Raw genomic sequence first — 17,946 nt, forward strand, 5'->3', positions numbered from 1 at the left:
TTTTTTGGGCTCCGGCTCAGGCCGGTAGGCTGTCAGCATGAACGTTGAACTCACCAGATTCCGCGTCCTGCCAGGCAAAACTGCGCAGGTCAATGAATGGCTGGAATTCCTGAACAGCCATATGCCCGCGGTGCTGGACACCCTTGAGGGCGAGAAGATGTATGTGGAAACGATCTTCAGCGAGACCCTGGATGGCGTCGACTACCTGTACTGGTACAGCATCCAAGGCGAGGGCGGCATCGAGGTGCAGGATTCTGCCCATGAAGTCGACAAGGTGCATCTGGAGTATTGGAAGGAATGCATCGATCCTGGCTTCGCACCCCAAGAGCTGACCCCACGGGTGCTCATGATTCCTGAACGCGTGCAGCGCAGCATGCACTAGCGTCCATAGTAAAAAGCACTCGGTCCAGAACCCGCACGGCGAGTTCTGGACCGAGTGCTTTTTGCCGTGATGGCTAGCTGCGCAGGGTAATCGTGGTGGCCATGGCCGGGGAACGGCCGGTAGTCACGAAGCCCGAAATGTTGGATCCCGGATGCTTGATGATGTCCGTGATGGATCCCAGATGGCGGCTCAAATCGATCTTGTCTTCAGGGGCCGCGAGCACCAGATGGAAGCCGAACTCCTGCAACGCGCGTATGCCTGCCGCCGCATATTCGGAGTTGGCCTGGATGAAGGCCTCGTCAATCATCACCGTGCCATATGAGGTGAACCCGGCCGAGGCGAAGCCCAGCTGGTAGGCCAATGCGGCACCCATGATGAAGGAGGTGAAGCGCTGGCCTTCGCCGCCGGAGAGCGTGCCCGGTTCCAGGCCGGTCTCGACCTCTCCATTGGGCTTGTGCTCGTTGCAGCTGATCATCACATGCTGGCGGACATCGAGCACGGTGGAGCGCCAGGCGGTCATGGCTGGGTCGCTGAGCGCGGTGACCAGTGCCTCCAGCGCCTGGTACGAGCTGGCCAGGGTGCTTTCGTCCTTGGTGGTGTAGGCCTCCTGCAACGCGTCCTTCAATTCCTTGCGGAAGGTTCCGGCCTCCACCGGAATCGCATTGGCCACTTCCAGGCGGAGCACCGAGCCATGCTCGAAGGCCACCTCGGAGAGGATCTGGTTCAGCGGCTTGATGCGCTCGGAGATCATCCGGCGCTCTTCATCCAGCAGCTGCAACAGGTCGCTGAAGCGTTCGTAGGAACGGTTCGCGAAGTATTCGCGGAACTGCGCCTCATGGTGAGGCAGGCCATCGGCCACAATCTGGTCGTGCAGCTGCGCGTAGTGCTCTGCGGCTTCAGCGGTGGTGCCGTGGGTTTGCGCGTGGGAGGTGCCGAACTCGCGGGCGAAACGACGGAAGGTTTCGCTCAATGCGCCACCGATTTCGTGGCGCCGCGACTGCAGAGAATTGACTTGGCTGCCCAACTGGAGCTTGACCTCGGCAAAGGCTTCGCTGATGTCCTCGCTGGCAGGGCAGTCGCCGGCGGCAACCTGCTGCAGTACCGGGCCCAGCAGCTGATGCTGGCGCAAGGCCGGGGGAATGCTGTCTTCCCATCCGGAATCCAGCTCTTCGCTGGCGGAGAGGATCTGCTGCGCGCGCTGCACCTGCAGCTCAAGATCTGCAATGCGCGAGCGGACCAGCGCGAGGTCGCCGACCAGCGTTTCGGCTTCGGCCTTCGCCGTTTCAATCTGCTGGCGGACCCGGGAGGAGTCCCCGGACAGCGCCAGTGCGTCGCCGAGCTTCTGCTCGCTGCGGCGCAATGCCTCCAGCGCTTCGGAGGCATCGAGCTGGCCGAAAGTCCGCTCGTCGGCAATCAGCGCCTGCAGCAGCTGGGCCTTGGCCACGACCTTGTTCTTCGCCGCGCTGCGCTCGTCGGCAGCCTGCTGGGCCTTGATGATCTTCTCGTCCAGCCGCGCCGCCTTGGACTGCAGCTCGGCGATCTTCGACTCGTTGGTGAAGCCCAGCAGGTACTCGGACGCCGGCAAAGTGCGGGTATCGCGCTCAAAGGTTCCGGTGCCGGACTTGATCGTGCCGGCCGGGGTGATCGCCTTGGGGTGCACATGCATGGCAGCATCGTTCTCGACGCAGGCCAATGGATAGTCGGCGGTGATCTTGGCTTTCAGCCAGGCCCCGGCGTCGCCCGGCGCGAAGTCCAGCTTGGTGACCAGGTCTGCCGGGCCGGCCTGCGCGGTGCGCGGCTGCTGCGAGATGTCGCTCCAGCGTACCCGGCCCAGCCCGTCGAGCCGGTCGATGGCGTGGGTGACCTGGGCGAGCAGCTCGCCCGGAACCAGCAGGGTGCGGGCCAGCGAATGCAGGGACTTTTCAGCGGCCAAGCGCCAGCTGCCGGCATCGGCCGAGACATCCATGAGCTCTCCGGCGAAGGGCAGCTGTTCTTCCTTGAGCGAGCAGGCCGAGGCGATGGCACGGCGGGCGGCGATCGACCGGTCGTCGATGTTGCTGGCCCGGCGCTGGTAGGAGCGGATCTGCTCGGCCAGGGTTTCTGCGCGCTTGCGCAGGTTGACCAGGGTTGCCATGGCCTCGTACTCGACAGTCTGGGCATCATGGGTAATCGAGCTGAGCTGCTGCAGGGTGCGTGCGGCATTGGCCCGCAGCTCATCCAAGCCGGTGGCGGAGAACTCGAAGGACAATCCGGCATCCGCCGCCTGCTGCTGCAGGGTGCGGATGAGGCTTTCCTTCTCGCTCAGCGCCTTGCGGGCCACATCGGCTTCGCGCTCCAGCAGCATCAGGGAAGCGGAGCCGGCGGAATCGTGGGCGGCTTCCAGTGACGCCAGCTGGTCATCGAGCTGATCCTTGCGCTGGCGAAGCTCGGCCTCGTCGGCCTTGAGCTTGGACAGCTCGGATTCATGGGAGGCCAGGTCATTGCGCAGCACCAGTTGGCGGACCTGGGCTTCCAGGGTGTTCACGTCGCTTTCGAGCAATTGCCGGGTGCTGGCAATCTGCCCGGCCAAGTCGCGGTAGGCCTGGTCCTGCTCGGGCACCTGCGCCAGCACGTCGCGCTGGGCGCGGGCGGTATCCAGCTGGCGGTAGATGCCGCGCAGGTGGGCGAAGTCCTCCACCGCCGCGGCGGCGGCCTTCAGCGTGGCTGGTTCTTCCAGCACCTCATGGCGGAAGAACTGGTTGACGCCCTTGGCCAGGCCCTTGCCGTTCTGCAAGGTGCGCAGCAGAGCGAAAGCCTTGTCGCTTTCCACTCCGAGCCGGCGGCGCAGGCGCTCGATGAACGCCTTGTGCGTATCGAAGGCTTCGCTGGGTGCCAGAGCCTTGGACAGCGAGGACACAGTGAAGCGGCGCGGTCCGTGGTTTTCCAGCTCCGCGATATCGACCTTGCCCTCGCACAACAGGTAGTGCTTGGAGACCTGGCCTTCCAGACCGGCGTCGGGCAGGTCGAAGACGGCGCCGGCGGTCACGGTGTTGCCCATGCCGTCGTCGTAGCTGAGCACAATGGCGCTCCACGTCGCCCCGGGACGCTGGTAGACGGTCCCGGCGCTGGTCTTGAACTTGCGCCCGCGCATATAGGAGAACGTGGTGCGGCGGTCCTCGCGGGTGGCCGCATCATTGGCCGACTCGTTCAGCCGGGGCGTGGCGAAGAAGACGTGGCCCATCGCATCGAACAGGGTGGATTTGCCCACGCCCGGATGGCCGGTGACCAGCGTGCCCGCACGGTCCACGGCCAGGTCGTGCAGGCCGTGGAAGGTGCCCCAGTTGACGATCTGTACTCGGCTCAGGCGATGCTGGCCCGGGTTGAGTGCCCCGCCCAGCGGGAGAGTCATTTCAATGCTCATCGGTTACTCCTGCACCAACTCGGGGGTCTGCTCTGCGAGGTCATCAGTGTCATCTGCGTCCAGGCTGAACGCCGGGTCATTGGCGTCGATGGCGGCAATGTAGCGCGGGATGTCCTGGATATTGGTGATCGGCAAGGCCATCGCCAGCGCCGGGGAGATGCGGAACTCGTTCTCCAGCTCGGTGCCGGTGAGCAGGCGCAAGGACTGAAGGCGGGTGATAGCTGCATCGCAGGATTCGGCAAAGCGCTTGTCGTCACGGTCCGAGGCCTGGCGGTGCTCGGCCAGGATCTCGTGCATGCCTGCCCGCGAAATCACCGCATCGCTGCCGCTGCCCGAATGCTGCTCCAGCAGCAGCCGCAGGCGCAGGGCCAGCAGGGTTTCATCGCGCTTCAGCGGACGGCGCGGAGCGATCGGGGAGGTGTGGACCTGTTCGATCTGGACCGGGGCCAGCATGGCGATCTTGCGATCCATATCCAGCCGCAAGGCCAGGAAAATCTCGGAGAAATAATCGCAGATGCTCTGCTGCTGGTCCAGCAGCAGCTGCCACGCCGAAGGATCGGTGGAACCATCCAGGTAGGGGCCGCGCAGCAACCGGACCAGCAGCTGGCGCAGCGGCAGCGGGAACTTCCCGGTATCGCCGTCGAACAGCGGGTCGGTGATCGGTGCGGCGTATGAATCGCTCGTGGTCATAGCGGCTCCTTCGTAAAGCTCAACGCGGGCAGGATAGCGGTTCGCTGAGAACCATCGAGTTGCTGGAATTCAATGCTGAGCAGGTCGCTCTCGTTCAGCGGCTCGCCATTGGTGCGCCCGATTTCCACCAGGGCGCGAATCGTATTCAGGTGCCGCTGCTCGGCCTGAAGGGATTCAAAGACGTCATCGAGCCGAACCGAACCGGAACCTGATTGGCCCAGCTGCCGGGTGATGGATTCACGCAGCAGCTGCATGTCGGCCTGGGGTGTCGACGGGTTGCGCACAATGTCGGCTTCGCTGAATTCCGGCGCCTGGGCCAGCGGCGGCGGAGCCACATGCTCGGAGGGGTCGTAGATTCCAAGCCCGGCAAGGGTGACGAACTGAGGGGCGAACAGCTCCATGGGGGCCAGGCCGCTGCGCGGCTTCAAACTCGTTGACTTGCTGATCGCCAGTTCGGCTTCGCGCACTGCCTGGCGCAGCAGCTCGGCCTGCTTGTAGTCCTCGGACTGGACGAAGGCGTGCAGGGACTCGGAAAGCTTGCCGTAGGAGGCATGGACTTCAGCCGCCTGGCGGCGCAGTTCACGCAACAGGTTGGTGAGGATCTGGCGTTCGGGGGTTTCCAGATCATCGACGAAGTCGCGTTCCAGGACCTCGGCTAGTGCCGCGCGGAACCGCTGCTGCGCTTCGGGGGAATTCAAAAACTCGGTGAATCCGCTGAAGGTTTCGCCTTCGGCGGTGGAACGCAATTGGCGATCGGCTTCCAGCACCTGGCCCACGGCGACGCCCTTGGCAGTGGACGCATCCAGAATGCCTTCGCGCAGCGAGTGGAGCATGTCCTGGACGCCATCGCGCATGCGCCGGAAATCCGCTGGCAGGCTGGATGCCAGATCGAGCACTGAACGGGTGGCCGACAACGCGGTCGTGCGGGAGAGCACCGCCGGGTCATCCCCGCTGCGCAACTGGTCGATTTGGGCTTGGCGCAACGCGATCTGGGATTCGAGGGCGCGGATACGCGCTTCGGGATCCGGATCCGTCTCGTGGGCCAGCGACTCCAGGGAAGAGAGCAGAGTGTTCAGGCGCGAGGAGTTCAAATGCGAATCGTCGGTGGAGAAATCCGCCAAGAAGCGCAGGGTGCGCAAGGTCTGGGCACTGGGTTCATAGACGAAACGCCCGTCAATCAGCGGACGGGCCAGGATTCCCTGCTTGACCCAGGTCTCGGCGAAATCCTGGGCCGAATAGGACGCAGGGATCTGGTCATCGCTTTTGCGAGCCTGCTTCAGGAAGGAATCCAGCGAGGCGTGGAAAAGCTCCAATGCGATACGGGAACGATCTGCGGTGAACTCTGCACGGATGAACGCCACAGCCCACGGCTGGGCGGTCAGAAGCCGATACGCTGCCGAGCTTTTGAACTGCTGGGACTGAAGCCACAAACTATTCGCGCGGTGCGAGGGCTGCATGTACTTCCTTGATCTTTGAAATGCCTAACCAATCAATTCTAAATCATTGGACTCCTTCCAAAATGTGAGCTCCCTAAAAGCTGGATGATAGGCACCGCTCATCTTCGACATTTCATCGCCAAAGGGTTTTGCCCCCAGCACTACCTGTGTAGGGTCGAAATTAGCAGATGACAACTAGTTTTCTTCCGGCCCTGCAGGTGCGGTGGAAGTCATGGAGGTCGCAGCCAATGAAAAACCTACGCATTGTGATTTCGCTCGGGCTGGTGCTGGGCCTCGCCTCGTGCAGCACGGCGCAACCGCCATCAGCACCATCCACGGATCCCGCTGCCATTGAAAAGGCCGAGCAGGAAAAGGCACGCGTGGACGGCGTCAAGGCCGAGATCAACCGGCTGGCTGACGGATACGACTATGACGCGGCGATCAAGCTCGCCAAGAAGGACAGCGCCGAAGAGCTGAACCAGATGGTTGGCGGCCTGGAAGATGAGAAGAGCCAAGTTTCGGCGTGGGATGAGCCAGACCAGATACCCCACCTGTTCTTCCACTCGCTGATTGTCGATCCGGACAGGGCCTTTGACAACGGAAACAGTTCGCAGGGCTACGCCAACTACATGGTGACCCAGAAAGAATTCGCGGCCATTCTCAGCGAGCTGCATGAGCGCGACTATGTGCTGGTCAACCCAGAAGACTTTGCTTCGCCCGATAAGCAGGGGCAGATGAAGTACCGGGACATCATGCTGCCCAAGGGCAAGCAGCCGTTGGTGCTGTCCATCGATGACCTGAGCTATTACGAATACATGGAAGGTGATGGCTTCGCCAGCAAGCTGGTGCTGGATGAGGACGGCAAGGTCCGCAACGAATATGTGGATGCGGACGGGGAAACGCACGTTGGCGCATACGACGTCACCACGATGGTCGATGACTTCATCGCGGAGCATCCCGATTTCAGCTATCGTGACGCCCGCGGCCTGGTCGCGATGACCGGTTACAACGGGGCGTTTGGCTACCGCACCTCGGCCAGCCAGTACCCCGAAAGCAAGACGCTGGAAGCCGACCAGAAGATGGCCACGAAGATCGCCGAGGCGATGAAGGACAGCGGTTGGGTGTTCGCCTCGCATTCATGGGGGCACATTGCCACCGGGACCGACAGCATGGGCCGGCTCAAGCGCGACATGAAGCTGTGGAAGGACGAGGTGGAACCGATCGTGGGGAAGACCGGTCACTTCATCTATCCATTCGGATCGGATATTGCCCGGACCCAACGCTACTCCGGGGCCCGCTACGAGTTCTTCAAGGACCAGGGATTCGACTACTTCTACGGCGTTGACGGAACCATCCGCGCATGGATGCAGCAAGGAGATGAATACCAGCGGCAGATGCGCATCAACGTGGACGGGTTGCAGTTCGCCAAGGAAAAACGTGGCGACCGTCCAGTTCTGGAAAGCTTCTTCGATGTTCAGGACGTGATCGATCCGGCCCGCAAGTGACCGGACCAATCCGTACCCAGGCTACAAGGCCATGAACGCACCGAGCTGGGAGAGCGTCGACGGGTTGGACGGCAGGTAATCGGTGAGCCGTTCGCTGCGCACGATGACCGCCTTCCACTGGCCGCGGGAAATCGCCACATTGATGCGATTGCGGTTGAGCAGGAACTCGATGCCACGCGATGCATCGGCGGCGCTGGAACACGCCATGGTCACCAGCACCACCGGGGCTTCCTGGCCTTGGAACTTGTCCACCGTTCCCACCCTGACCGCCGACAGGCCCTCGGCTTCCAGCACCTCGCGCACCAGATTCACCTGCGCGTTGTAGGCGGCCACCACCAGGATATCGGCGGCGGCCAGCGGACGGGCCGGCTTGCCGGCACCCGGGCTCCACAGCATGCCCAGATGCTCGCGCACCAGGCGGATGATGGCCTCCGCTTCCTCCATGCTGCTCACGGTATTGCCCCGATGCTCAACGAAGACCGTTTCGACCCCGGCTTCGGTGCCTTCGAGCACCCGCAGCCCGGCGGCGTCCGCCGAGAACAGCTGGTGGTCGTAGCTCAACGCCGACACCTTGGCGCACAAGGCCGGGTGCATCCGCCATGAGGCCGCAAGGAAGTAGCCCAACTCGGCGGGCAGCACCGGTTCGCCACCGGAGAGCCAGCCCAGCGCCGATTCATCCACCGGCTGCGGATGGGTGCCCTGGGTGACCTGCGGCAGCTGCTGCGGATCGCCGAGCAGCAGCAAATTCTTCGCCGCGCGGGAGACCGCCAGCGTATTGGCCAAGGAGAACTGCCCGGCCTCATCGATCACCAGCAAGTCCAGGCTCTCGGCCGGGACCTTCGAACCGGTTAGTGTCCAGGCGGTGCCTCCAATGAGCGCGCCGCCGGGAGCATCCAGCACCTCAACCACAGAATCCTTGGACGTGCCGGCCCACGGGACAGGGTCTTCGTGCTTGACTTCCTTGGCTACGACTTCGGGGTCCACCCCGGCTTCCACGGCCTTGCGCAGCACGTTCTCGACCACCGCATGGGACTGGGCCACCACCCCGATCTTCCATCCGTAGTCGATGAGCTCGCGGATCACATGCGAAGCGACAAAGGTCTTGCCGGTGCCAGGAGGCCCCTGCACCGCAAGATAGGAATTGTCCAGGTCCTTCAGCGTCTTGACCACGGCTGGATAGACCTGGGCCTGTCCGTTGACCAGTTCCGGTTCAACCGGCGCCGACAGGGTCTTCAGGCGTGGCGGAATGCGCCGCAGGATGTCGATGCCCGGCCGTTGCGGGAGCACCGGCACGGTGGCGCCAACTTGCTGGGCGATCTCGGTGAGCGCCGCATCGATGCTCACGGTCGCCAACGGCTTGTCGGGAGCCAGAGCGCAGGGAAGCGCACCGTAGGCAGGAATCTTGCCGCTGGATTTCTCCGCAATGGTGATCCAGCCTTCTCCGAGCTCGACTACCGTGGCGTTGAATGCTCCGCCGCGCACGGAGTCGTCCACGGCCATGCCCTCGGGCAACGGGGCCTCGAACATGGCGAACACCGAGGAGCCGGGGGAGAGCAGCGAGCCTTCGGCCAGCGTTCCCTGCAATTTCACCACGCGAGTGTAGGTGCGCGCCCGCTCGGTGGCCTTATGCCAGTCCTCGAGCACTTCTCCCGAGTTCACGATGAATACCCCTCGGACATCGCTCCAGTCATCCATCGGCGCGGACAAGCGGTCGAAGTGCTCCCACCAGAACTGCTTCTTCTCACGGCGGTTGTACCCGGTCGCGGCGGCGACCATGGCGATCGCGCGGTCATCATCGCTCAGCGCCTGCCCGTGGGGCAGCTGCGCCAGGTAGTCCTGCAGCCTCAGCTCCTCGGGGGTGGGCTCGTATTCGACGCCGGCTGCGGGAGGCTCGGGCGTGTCCTGAAGCGTGCCGGGCGCCTCGTCGATCAGCGTGAGCAGCCAGTCCCGCAGGCGCAGCGTGGACAGGCAGTCGTACTCGTTGTAGTCGGCAATGGAGGCCAGGATGGACGCAGCTGCATCCTCGTTCTCCGTGTCCCGCGCCAGCATGTACTGGGCGTAGGCGACCACCGACGCACCGGCATCGGTGACATCGCCGGAGCGCAGGTGCTCTCCCATGTAGAGCGGTTCAAGCTTCTTGATGGAATAGGAGCGGGTGGACACCACCAGGGCATTGCGCACGGTCTCGTAGAGGTCCACGAGCAGATTCTCGCGCAGCCACTGGTCGACTTCGTCTTCGCCGGCGATGTGCACCTGGGAGAGCTTGCGCAGCGCAGTCTTCTCATAGGGCGCGTAGTGGTAGACCTTCATCTGCGGGTAGCGCTGGCGGCGCTCCTCGACATAGGCGATGAAGTCCAGGAACGCTTGGCGTTCCTCGGCGCGGTTATGCGCCCAGAACGGCTTGAATACAGGCGCACCGGTGTCGCATTCGACAACGCCGAAGAGGTATTCCAACCCCCAGGAACCATCGGACGGGTCCTGGTAGAGCGGGTCGCCCTCGAAATCGAAGAAGATATCGCCCTGGTCGGGGCGCGGCAGGGAAGAGATCGGGCCGGCGTTCTTCACCCGGTAGGACACGCCGTGGGCGCTGCCATCCGCGGTGGCCAGGCCCAGCTGCATCTTGGCCTGGTCGGTGACGCGCTGCAGCGCGGTGCCCGGTTCAGCCTCCAGCCCGGCGAGCTGGTCGATGGTCGTAATGCCGCGGGCGCGCAGCTTTTCGCGCTGCACCATGGACATCCCGGCAACCAGCAGCAGGTCGCGTGATGCCTGGGCCTGCTCTTCGCAGTAGTCGCACCGGCCGCACAGGCGCAGCTCGTCGGAATTCCACTCGACCGGCTGGTTCTTCGCACGGTGCTTCCGCACCATGGCCAGGAAGCGTTCGCGTTGGGCCCGGAAGACCGGCAGCACCTCGTCAACCCGGTGCACCGAGTGGGTCCCGTCTCCGAGCACCAGTGTTGCCGAGGTGGATACAGGGATGTCCTCTGCCAGCATCTGGTCGGCGTAGGCCGCGATCTGCAGCAGCGCGCTGACCCTGGCATGGCGGGCGAGCTTGGTATCCCAGACGGCCCAGGTGCCATCCGGCTGGCGCACCAAGAAGTCGGCAAAACCAAGGAAAGCCCCGTCGAAGAAGGTGGCCTGGAAAATGACATCGGCACCGTTGCGAAGCACATCCATGGTCGCTTCGTGGGCTGCCCGCAGGCCGGCCGGGGTCATCTGCGGACGGTCGGCGAACTGCTTGACGCCGGTCCCCGTCTGAGGGTCGTAGTCGCCGTAGGTCGCGATCAACTCCTTGAGGACGTTCTGCTCATGGGCGTCGCCAAGCACCGCCGTGCGTTCGAGCATCTCATCCCGTGCCATATCCGGCTTGGGACGCAGGCCGAGCTTCACATCCAGCAGGTACAGGGACTGGTAATTGCAGTCAACAGAGACCGACAGGTCGCTCGCTGAGAAGATGAACTGATCATCCAGGAAGAACACGGGGCCTGTCCCTTTCGCTGACTCGATTCTTACCTAGTCAACGTAGCACCAGACCCCGACAGATTCACTGTTCCCGCTTAGGACAGCTCCTCTGCCTTCTTCTTGGAACCGCCGAGCACCAGCGAGAGCAGGGCCACGCCGGCAGTCACCGTGTTCACTGCTGGCCACGCGCCGATTTTCTTGGCCAGCGGATGGGACGCACCGAAGCCGCCGAGGTACGCGCTGGCCAGGGCCACCGCCTTGCCGGTTCCGGCGTCCTTCTTCCACAGCAGGAACGCGCCAACGCCGGCGGCACCGAGCACTACCGCGGCCAGCGGACGCTTCTTCGTGGCGCGGCCGGTAGCGTAGCCGCCCAGCAAACCGGTGGTGGCCAAGGCAGTTGAAGCGATGCGGGACATGAGACTCCTCCAAAGGGATATAGCAAAGTGTTTCGCTATGCAGACTATGCCTGCCACCTGTGATGTTTCCCAGAAAGCCGGGAAATGCGCTCGCCGGACAGCCGGTAGTCGGCCGGGCTTGCAAGAATGAGTCATGTTGGATGCCACGAAGGAGCAGGAATGAATCTAGATATTGCCCAGGCTTGGGACCGGCTCGCGCAGCCGGTGGACGTGGCCTTGAACCAGTGGCAGTGGCTGATCCTGGCGTTCCTGATCCTGATCTTGGTGGTACCGCGTCCGGTATGGCGCATCACCGGGCTGTACTCCACGCTGATCCATGAGCTCGGCCATATCGTGGCGGCGTTGTTCACCGGCAGATATGTGGCTGGCTTGCGCTTGGGCTGGGACCATTCCGGGGAAGTGCGCAGCATCGGCCGGGGCAAGTTCTCCGTCATCATTTCCGGGATCTTCGGGTACCCCGCACCCATTTGGGTTTCAGCATTGATGCTGTGGGGGATATCTGCGGGCTATGCCGGGCGGGCGCTGGGAATCTATGCGTTGCTGTTCCTGCTGGCGCTGGTCTTCGTCCGCAATTGGCCGGCCTTTGTCGTGTGCACGATCAGCGCAGCAGTGGCATTGGGCGTGGTCTTCTTTGCGCCGGTCGATGCGTACCTGTATCTGGCATTGCTGATTGCCGGGTTCCTGCTGCTGGCTGGCTTGAAGGACTTCGTGAAGCTTCTTTCGGTGCACTTGTGGAGACCCAAGGATATTGCCCAGTCCGATGCGTACTTGATCGCTGCGGCGACGCGAACCTTTCCTTCCTTGTGGCTATTGGCGATCGCGATTCTGGGATCCGGCGGCCTCTGGTGGGCGCTGTTGAGCTTAACGGGACTGTTCTGAGTCCCGGCGCAAATCGCGTTTGGCTTTCATTCGGCCAGCGGTCCAGGCGGCCGCGGCAACCAGCCCTATGGGCAGCAGCTTCATCTTGCGTTTCGGACTGGTTGACGGATCCGCTTCCATATCCTCCAGCGGGTCGCCACCGTGCTTGATCCGGATCTCCTGGGCCTGGACCAGGTCCTTGTACGAGGCCAGTTCCTGCTTCGCTACCAAAGTGTCATCGCGCAGCGGAAGCAGCACATCATCAACGGCCGGCATGCCGGTACGCAGCTGGCGGAGGCGGATGAATTCGATATCCACCAAGGCCCCGAGGAGCAAAGCGATATTGCTGATCCAGCAAGCAAGGACCAGGATGATCACGCCGCCAATGGTTCCATAGGTGGCGGAGTAGCTGGCGAACTGCGAAACGTAGATGCCGAAGCCGAAGACCGAGAGCCCCAGGATTACCAGAGCGGTCAGGGTGCCGGGCGAGAACCAGCGGAATTTCGTCGGCTTGACGTTGGGGGTGAAGTAGTAGAGCAAGGCCAGAACCAGCAGCAGCATGATGAGCATCAATGGCGGCTTTGCGATATTAAGCATGAGCACGAAGCTGTCGCCCATGCCGATGATGTTGCCGATTGCCCGGGCGACGGAGCCCGAAGTCAGCAGGAGTACCAAGGTTACGACGGCAACGAGCATGATCAGCACGGTGATCAGGAACATTTGCGGGCGGCGCTTCCACTGCGGGCGGCCTTCCGGTGCACCGTAAAGCCGGTTCAATGCGCGGCTGAATGCCGTGACATATCCAGAGGTACTCCACAAGGCGCCGAGTGAACCGACGAGGATTGCCCAGAATGTTCCGCTGGCCTGGGATGCCAAGCCTGCGAGCAGCTGTTCGGCGGTGTCGAGCAGCTGCTGCGAGTCGCCGCTTGCCGATTCACCGTTCGGGGCGAGACTCTGCTCGAGCAGCTCCATGATCCATTTGGTGCCGCTTTCGCTGGCACCGGCCAAGGACAGCAGCGAGATCAAGGCCAAGAGGCCGGGGAACATGGCAAGGACCATGAAGTAGGACAGAGACGCAGCTATATCCAGCCCGTCATTGCGGAAGAATTCCCGCAGGGCACGGGGATAGCAGCTCAAGGACTCCTTGAACCGTTCTTTCGTCATGCTGTTTCCCAGTGGCATCGAGTTCCCCTGTCTGACTGATGAAATCAAACCTACAGTTCCGGCTTCTTGAATCACATTACCTAAGGGCAATCTAGTTGACACGTTGCTGGAACTGCGTGGTGTGTTTATTGCACGCTGAGATCTTGAGGGCGTTGAGAGCCGAGGGGATCTGCCGGGGAGAAATTGCCTCGTTCCGAATGCCGTGCATGCTGCGTAGCGGATCCAGATTGTGCAGCTTCGTCGATGCGGAAAAGCAGCCTTGAAGGGTGCTGAAAACCGCCCGTGAGTGGATTGCAAGCTATATCACAGTGTCCTGATAAATATCCACTTCATCCGAGTAACATTCTCGTCGCTTGATCAGGGGTTCGGAGCGATTTCGCGGCCAGATTTTAAATTTTTTTCTGACCAATTGACCTGTATTTACGGGGTTTCTGACCGTTTCCTGAGTTGCGAGGGTGGTGGGTTGGTGCGTTATGGTCTTTCATAACGTTTCGATAACACTCGCAGTGTTATGGGGAAACAGGTACTGCCGGGACTTCCAAACCGCTCGCCAGGGCAGTATTTAATCAAAGTCGAAATGCGACGCTGAGCGGTGCACGAGGATGGTCTAGGAAGACCTGAGCGCGGGAAGAGCAACTGGAGAATCATGATCCAGCAGAAGACTAAGAACTTGATCCGTCGCGGTGGAGCCTCGCTGGCCGCCGTAGCAGTTGCCGGCACCGCAATCGTTGCCGCAACCGCACCAGCAAACGCCGCAAGCACCTGGGACAAGCTGGCCCAGTGCGAGTCCGGTGGCAACTGGTCGATCAACACCGGCAACGGCTACTACGGTGGCCTGCAGTTCTCGCTGTCCACCTGGAAGGCGTTCGGCGGCTCGGGCATGCCGCACCAGGCTTCGAAGGCCGAGCAGATCCGCATTGCAACCAAGGTCCAGGCATCGCAGGGTTGGGGCGCATGGCCAGCATGTACCGCAAAGCTGGGCATCAGCGGTTCCCCTTCGGGTTCCTCGACTCCGCAGAAGCAGGCTCCGAAGCAGCAGGCAGCCCCTAAGCAGCAGGCCGCACCAAAGCAGCAGGCCGCACCAAAGCAGCAGTCGGCACCAAAGCAGCAGTCGGCACCGACCCAGAAGCAGGCTCCTAAGCAGCAGGCAGCTCCAAAGCACGCTGCTCCAGCTGAGAAGGCACCAGTGTTCAACATTGATGTGACCGACTCGGGCAAGGACTACACCGTCAAGTCGGGCGACACCCTGGCCAAGATTGCCGACAAGCTTGGCGTCAAGGACTGGCGTGGCCTGTTCGTCTTGAATGACGACCAGCTGTCCAACCCCGACTACATCATGGTTGGACAGACCCTGAACGTTCCAGCGAACTAATTTCGCTGAGCTCATGAAAACCCGCATCGCGTACTTCTACGCGCTGCGGGTTTTCTGTATTGAAGCGGCCGGCAGCGAGACGGTGGTCTTGCAGGTATAGGCTGAGCAGCATGCTGCATTCCGAAGAAGAGCGCGCGTCCATGGAGCACGTCCTGGGCTCTGGGTTCCATGAGCATCAGTTGCTTGAGACAGCAGGCAACTGGCCCGTTTCCGGGTCCATAGCCTGGTGGGGTGGTCCTCTGGATGTGGAGCAGCTCGCGGCACGATCCGTCGGGTTGGTCTGCTCTGCACTCAATGCGCTTGCTACTCCGCCACTGCGGGCGGCATCAGCGACGGCGGACATCGCAGCTGCTTTTGCGTCCTCTGCCCACCTGCGGATCGCGGGGGAGAGTACGCAGGGTTTTGCCCCGCACTCGGGCTTCTACCGAACAGCCGATGGCTGGATCAGGACGCACGCGAATTACCCTCATCATGAGAGTGCGCTCAAATCTGCATTAGGGATGTCCTCGGGTAGCGGCATAGCCGATGCGCTGGCAGGCCTGCCGGCACATGATGCCCAGGAGCGCATCGTGGCGGCCGGCGGCGTTGCCGCGCGGGTGCGATCCCGGCAGCAGTGGCTCAGCTCCGCCGAGGGCAAGGTGGCAGGCAACGGGCACTGGGCACAGTTCAGCATGCGTCCGCTCGCTTCGGCACTGTTCTGGAAATATGATCCGCGTGCGGGATTGCCCCTTCAAGGGTTGAAAGTCCTGGATCTCACACGGGTGATCGCCGGACCCACCGCCACCAGAACCCTCGCGGCCTTCGGTGCCCAGGTCTTGCGCGTGGACGGTCCGCGGCTTCCGGAACTGCCTTGGCAACATGTCGATACCGGGTTCGGCAAGCGCAGCACGGTGCTCGATGCGAAGAGCGCAGCGGGGCGGGCAAAGATCCATGAACTGCTGCAGGATGCCGATGCCGTCATCCTGGGCTATCGCCCCGGAGCCTTGGCCGCGGCGGGGCTTGGCCGGGATGAATTAGCCCAGCGCTATCCGCGGCTGATTATCGCTGAACTGGGTGCGTGGGGCTATTCCGGGCCCTGGGCCCAGCGGCGCGGGTTCGACAGCGTCGTGCAAGCCGCCACCGGCATTGCGCAGGCCTATAGCGGCGACGGCAGGACTCCCGGCGCTTTGCCGGTGCAAGCCTTGGATCATGCCACCGGCTACGGGCTGGCTGCTGCAATCATTGCCCTGGCTGGCACCCGCAGCGCCCAAGGACGAACCGGGGCGGTGCGATTCTCCTTGGCTCGGACGGCTCATGCCCTGTTTGCCTTAGATGAAGAGCGCGAATGCCCTGCTGATTTCGGCAGTGGCGTGCAGCTGCGGCAGATGGACAGTTCTTACGGGATGCTTGAATATGTTCCACCGCCCTTCAGCTTTGCAGGCCATGCAATGGATTATGCCCATCCGCCGGCGCCGTACGGAGAAAGCGAACCAGCCTGGAACTAGGCAGCCAGCAGCGAGCGGGCGAAGTGCAGAGCCGGTTCCTTGAATGCCGCCGACAACGACACGAACCGTTCCCGGCTGTCATTCCCAGGCCAGTGCACGGGCAGCATGGATCCGGGCAAGCCGGGGTCGAGGTAGGGAAGCGCGCGCCATGAATCGACCATCGCCACATATCCCCGATAGGCGCTGGATGGAGTGCTGTCGCTGGCATCGAGGGAATTGGTGTTCACCAGGAATGCCTGATGCAGCGCGGCCAGGCGCTCAAGATCCCACCACGCACTGGCGGCCTGCCGCGGCGTGCCAGGGAAGTGAGGCTGCTGCGCAGTGAACAGCGTCGCGTGTTCCCTGGCGCCCAAGGCCATGAGCACTGCCGTGGCTTCCTCGCGCAGGTACTCGGGGAAAATCCATAACCCGGATCCCAGCATGCCTCCGCCAATCTGCAGGAAATGCTTGCGTACCTGATGGCGCACGGAGCGCAGGCTCTCCGGCAGCGAGTAGGCGACCAGGCACCAGAGATCAGCGTCCGACATCTGCCGTGGCGTGAAGATTCTCCGGGTGCCGCGCTCGAACATCTGCTGCGCCGCGCTCGGCACGCCCAAGGTGGATGGCTGCCCGGCTTCCAGCACTCCGCGGTCGATCAGCCGGGAAATAGCGGTTTGCGCCGCAGGAACCGAAACCCCGGCGGCCTGTGCCAGCTCCACGATGCGGGTTCGCGCCACCGGTGATTTCTCGTGCCTGATATACAGGCCGGTGATCGTACGGATAATCGATGTCGCGCTTCCGCTTCGCGCCTCGAAATCATCGAGGCTCAGCGCGGCAAGCGAGGTGCTACTTGCCAATTTCGGTACGCACCGCGAACAGTTCCGGGAAGAAGGTCAGATCCAGGGCGCGCTTGAGGAAGTCGACTCCCGAAGAACCGCCGGTGCCGCGCTTGAAGCCAATGGTGCGCTGGACGACGCGCATGTGCCGGAAGCGCCATGCCTGGAAGTTGTCCTCGACATCCACCAGGTCCTCGCAGGCCTGGTAGAAGCCCCAGCGGGTGTCCTCGGACTCGTAGATGTCCTTGAATACCGGAACCAGTGCCTCCTGGAACGCCCACGGCTTGGTGACATCGCGGGACAGCACTTCTTCCGGGATGCTGTAGCCATGGCGGGCCAAGGCGGCCAGGAAGACGTCGTAGAGGCTTGGCTCGTGCAGCAGCTTGGACAGCAGCTCGTGCGCCTTGGGATCTGCCTCGTGGACCTTGAGCATGCCTTCATGCTTATTGCCCAGGATGAATTCGACGGCACGGTACTGGAAGGACTGGAAGCCGGAAGACGAGCCGAGGAAATCGCGGAACTGCGCATACTCGCGGGGAGTCAGGGTTGCCAGCACCGACCACTGCTCGGTCAGGGTCTTCTGGATGTGCTTGACCCGGGCCAGGCATTTCAGCGCCTTGCCGAAGTCGTCGACGCCCAGCAGGCGGCGAGCCTCGATGAGTTCGTGGAGCATGAGCTTGAGCCACAGTTCGCTGGTCTGGTGCTGGATGATGAAGAGCATTTCATCGTGGTGCTCGGGAACGCTGACCGGATGCTGCGCGGACAGGATGCGGTCAAGGTCGAGGTAGCTGCCGTAGGACATCGTGTTCTTGAAGTCGGTGCGGACGCCATCTTCAATTTCGCGCTGGTTCTCGGTCTGGGGCTGCGGGGTGCTCATACGCTGATGTTATCAATAACATTGCGATCGTCACAATACTGAAAAAGACGGCTCCCGCTACGAGCCAAAATGTTTTTCGGCAAATAGG

The 17,946-nt window shown here is 62.5% G+C and carries 13 protein-coding genes; 5 read left to right on the forward strand and 8 right to left on the reverse strand.

The window, feature by feature from the left end:
* The first annotated feature begins 37 nt into the window (after window positions 1-37).
* Window positions 38-382: a DUF6176 family protein gene (locus EKH49_RS14730; RefSeq protein WP_128471439.1), complete on the forward strand. Its 345-nt coding sequence runs from the start codon at window positions 38-40 to the stop codon at window positions 380-382.
* Window positions 383-455: 73 nt separating this feature from the next.
* On the opposite strand, the gene EKH49_RS14735 is transcribed toward EKH49_RS14730, so the two are convergent.
* The 3 genes from EKH49_RS14735 to EKH49_RS14745 are packed head-to-tail and all read right to left on the reverse strand — an operon-like array spanning window position 456 to window position 5,929.
* Entirely contained in the window at window positions 456-3,782 is a 3,327-nt protein-coding gene (locus EKH49_RS14735; protein ID WP_128471440.1) for an ATP-binding protein, read from the reverse strand.
* A gap of 3 nt (window positions 3,783-3,785) precedes the next feature.
* On the reverse strand, window positions 3,786-4,472 hold the full coding sequence (locus EKH49_RS14740) for a DUF4194 domain-containing protein (protein ID WP_128471441.1): 687 nt from the start codon (window positions 4,470-4,472) through the stop codon (window positions 3,786-3,788).
* Window positions 4,469-5,929 (reverse strand): DUF3375 domain-containing protein, encoded by a 1,461-nt coding sequence (locus EKH49_RS14745; protein ID WP_128471442.1) that lies wholly within the window; start codon window positions 5,927-5,929, stop codon window positions 4,469-4,471. The genes EKH49_RS14740 and EKH49_RS14745 overlap by 4 nt, the downstream gene beginning before the upstream one ends.
* Before the next feature lie 227 nt (window positions 5,930-6,156).
* Between EKH49_RS14745 and EKH49_RS14750 the strand changes: the two genes are divergently transcribed.
* Entirely contained in the window at window positions 6,157-7,413 is a 1,257-nt protein-coding gene (locus EKH49_RS14750; RefSeq protein WP_128471443.1) for a polysaccharide deacetylase, read from the forward strand.
* Window positions 7,414-7,434: 21 nt separating this feature from the next.
* Here the strand turns inward: EKH49_RS14750 and EKH49_RS14755 are convergent, their stop codons facing one another.
* Together EKH49_RS14755 and EKH49_RS14760 are read right to left on the reverse strand one after the other, a co-directional pair.
* Window positions 7,435-10,890, reverse strand: a complete 3,456-nt coding sequence (locus tag EKH49_RS14755) for a TM0106 family RecB-like putative nuclease (protein ID WP_128471444.1) — start codon at window positions 10,888-10,890, stop codon at window positions 7,435-7,437.
* 77 nt (window positions 10,891-10,967) lie between these two features.
* The gene (locus tag EKH49_RS14760) at window positions 10,968-11,288 is read right to left on the reverse strand and encodes a hypothetical protein (protein WP_128471445.1); all 321 of its coding nucleotides are present in this window, start codon (window positions 11,286-11,288) and stop codon (window positions 10,968-10,970) included.
* Window positions 11,289-11,447: 159 nt separating this feature from the next.
* Here EKH49_RS14760 and EKH49_RS14765 point away from each other — a divergent pair, with 159 nt between their 5' ends.
* Window positions 11,448-12,167, forward strand: coding sequence for a M50 family metallopeptidase (locus tag EKH49_RS14765; RefSeq protein WP_161567538.1), 720 nt, complete (start codon window positions 11,448-11,450; stop codon window positions 12,165-12,167).
* Here EKH49_RS14765 and EKH49_RS14770 read toward each other — a convergent pair.
* On the reverse strand, window positions 12,150-13,310 hold the full coding sequence (locus EKH49_RS14770) for a YihY/virulence factor BrkB family protein (protein ID WP_161567539.1): 1,161 nt from the start codon (window positions 13,308-13,310) through the stop codon (window positions 12,150-12,152). The two genes, EKH49_RS14765 and EKH49_RS14770, sit on opposite strands and share 18 nt — an antisense overlap.
* Window positions 13,311-13,956: 646 nt before the next feature.
* Between EKH49_RS14770 and EKH49_RS14775 the strand changes: the two genes are divergently transcribed.
* Window positions 13,957-14,682 carry a LysM peptidoglycan-binding domain-containing protein gene (locus EKH49_RS14775; RefSeq protein ID WP_128471448.1) on the forward strand — a complete coding sequence of 242 codons (726 nt, stop codon included), beginning with the start codon at window positions 13,957-13,959 and terminating at the stop codon, window positions 14,680-14,682.
* A 110-nt stretch (window positions 14,683-14,792) separates the two neighbouring features.
* Window positions 14,793-16,166 carry a CoA transferase gene (locus tag EKH49_RS14780; RefSeq protein WP_236641183.1) on the forward strand — a complete coding sequence of 458 codons (1,374 nt, stop codon included), beginning with the start codon at window positions 14,793-14,795 and terminating at the stop codon, window positions 16,164-16,166.
* Here the strand turns inward: EKH49_RS14780 and EKH49_RS14785 are convergent.
* Entirely contained in the window at window positions 16,163-17,002 is an 840-nt protein-coding gene (locus EKH49_RS14785) for a PaaX family transcriptional regulator (protein WP_128471449.1), read from the reverse strand. The two genes, EKH49_RS14780 and EKH49_RS14785, sit on opposite strands and share 4 nt — an antisense overlap.
* Complete coding sequence (kynA, locus tag EKH49_RS14790; protein ID WP_128471450.1) at window positions 16,992-17,858, reverse strand: tryptophan 2,3-dioxygenase; 867 nt, start codon at window positions 17,856-17,858, stop codon at window positions 16,992-16,994. The genes EKH49_RS14785 and kynA overlap by 11 nt, the downstream gene beginning before the upstream one ends.
* Between the last annotated feature and the right edge of the window lie 88 nt (window positions 17,859-17,946).

The organism is Glutamicibacter sp. HZAU, from assembly GCF_004100365.1.
GTDB classification, from domain to species: Bacteria; Actinomycetota; Actinomycetes; order Actinomycetales; family Micrococcaceae; genus Glutamicibacter; species Glutamicibacter nicotianae.

Excerpts from the sequence above, each read along its gene's own strand:
- EKH49_RS14730 (WP_128471439.1), top strand. The coding sequence starts at position 38 with ATGAACGTTGAACTCACCAGATTCCGCGTCCTGCCAGGCAAAACTGCG.
- EKH49_RS14735 (WP_128471440.1), bottom strand. The coding sequence starts at position 3,782 with ATGAGCATTGAAATGACTCTCCCGCTGGGCGGGGCACTCAACCCGGGC.
- EKH49_RS14740 (WP_128471441.1), bottom strand. The coding sequence starts at position 4,472 with ATGACCACGAGCGATTCATACGCCGCACCGATCACCGACCCGCTGTTC.
- EKH49_RS14745 (WP_128471442.1), bottom strand. The coding sequence starts at position 5,929 with ATGCAGCCCTCGCACCGCGCGAATAGTTTGTGGCTTCAGTCCCAGCAG.
- EKH49_RS14750 (WP_128471443.1), top strand. The coding sequence starts at position 6,157 with ATGAAAAACCTACGCATTGTGATTTCGCTCGGGCTGGTGCTGGGCCTC.
- EKH49_RS14760 (WP_128471445.1), bottom strand. The coding sequence starts at position 11,288 with ATGTCCCGCATCGCTTCAACTGCCTTGGCCACCACCGGTTTGCTGGGC.
- EKH49_RS14765 (WP_161567538.1), top strand. The coding sequence starts at position 11,448 with ATGAATCTAGATATTGCCCAGGCTTGGGACCGGCTCGCGCAGCCGGTG.
- EKH49_RS14770 (WP_161567539.1), bottom strand. The coding sequence starts at position 13,310 with ATGACGAAAGAACGGTTCAAGGAGTCCTTGAGCTGCTATCCCCGTGCC.
- EKH49_RS14775 (WP_128471448.1), top strand. The coding sequence starts at position 13,957 with ATGATCCAGCAGAAGACTAAGAACTTGATCCGTCGCGGTGGAGCCTCG.
- EKH49_RS14780 (WP_236641183.1), top strand. The coding sequence starts at position 14,793 with ATGCTGCATTCCGAAGAAGAGCGCGCGTCCATGGAGCACGTCCTGGGC.
- kynA (WP_128471450.1), bottom strand. The coding sequence starts at position 17,858 with ATGAGCACCCCGCAGCCCCAGACCGAGAACCAGCGCGAAATTGAAGAT.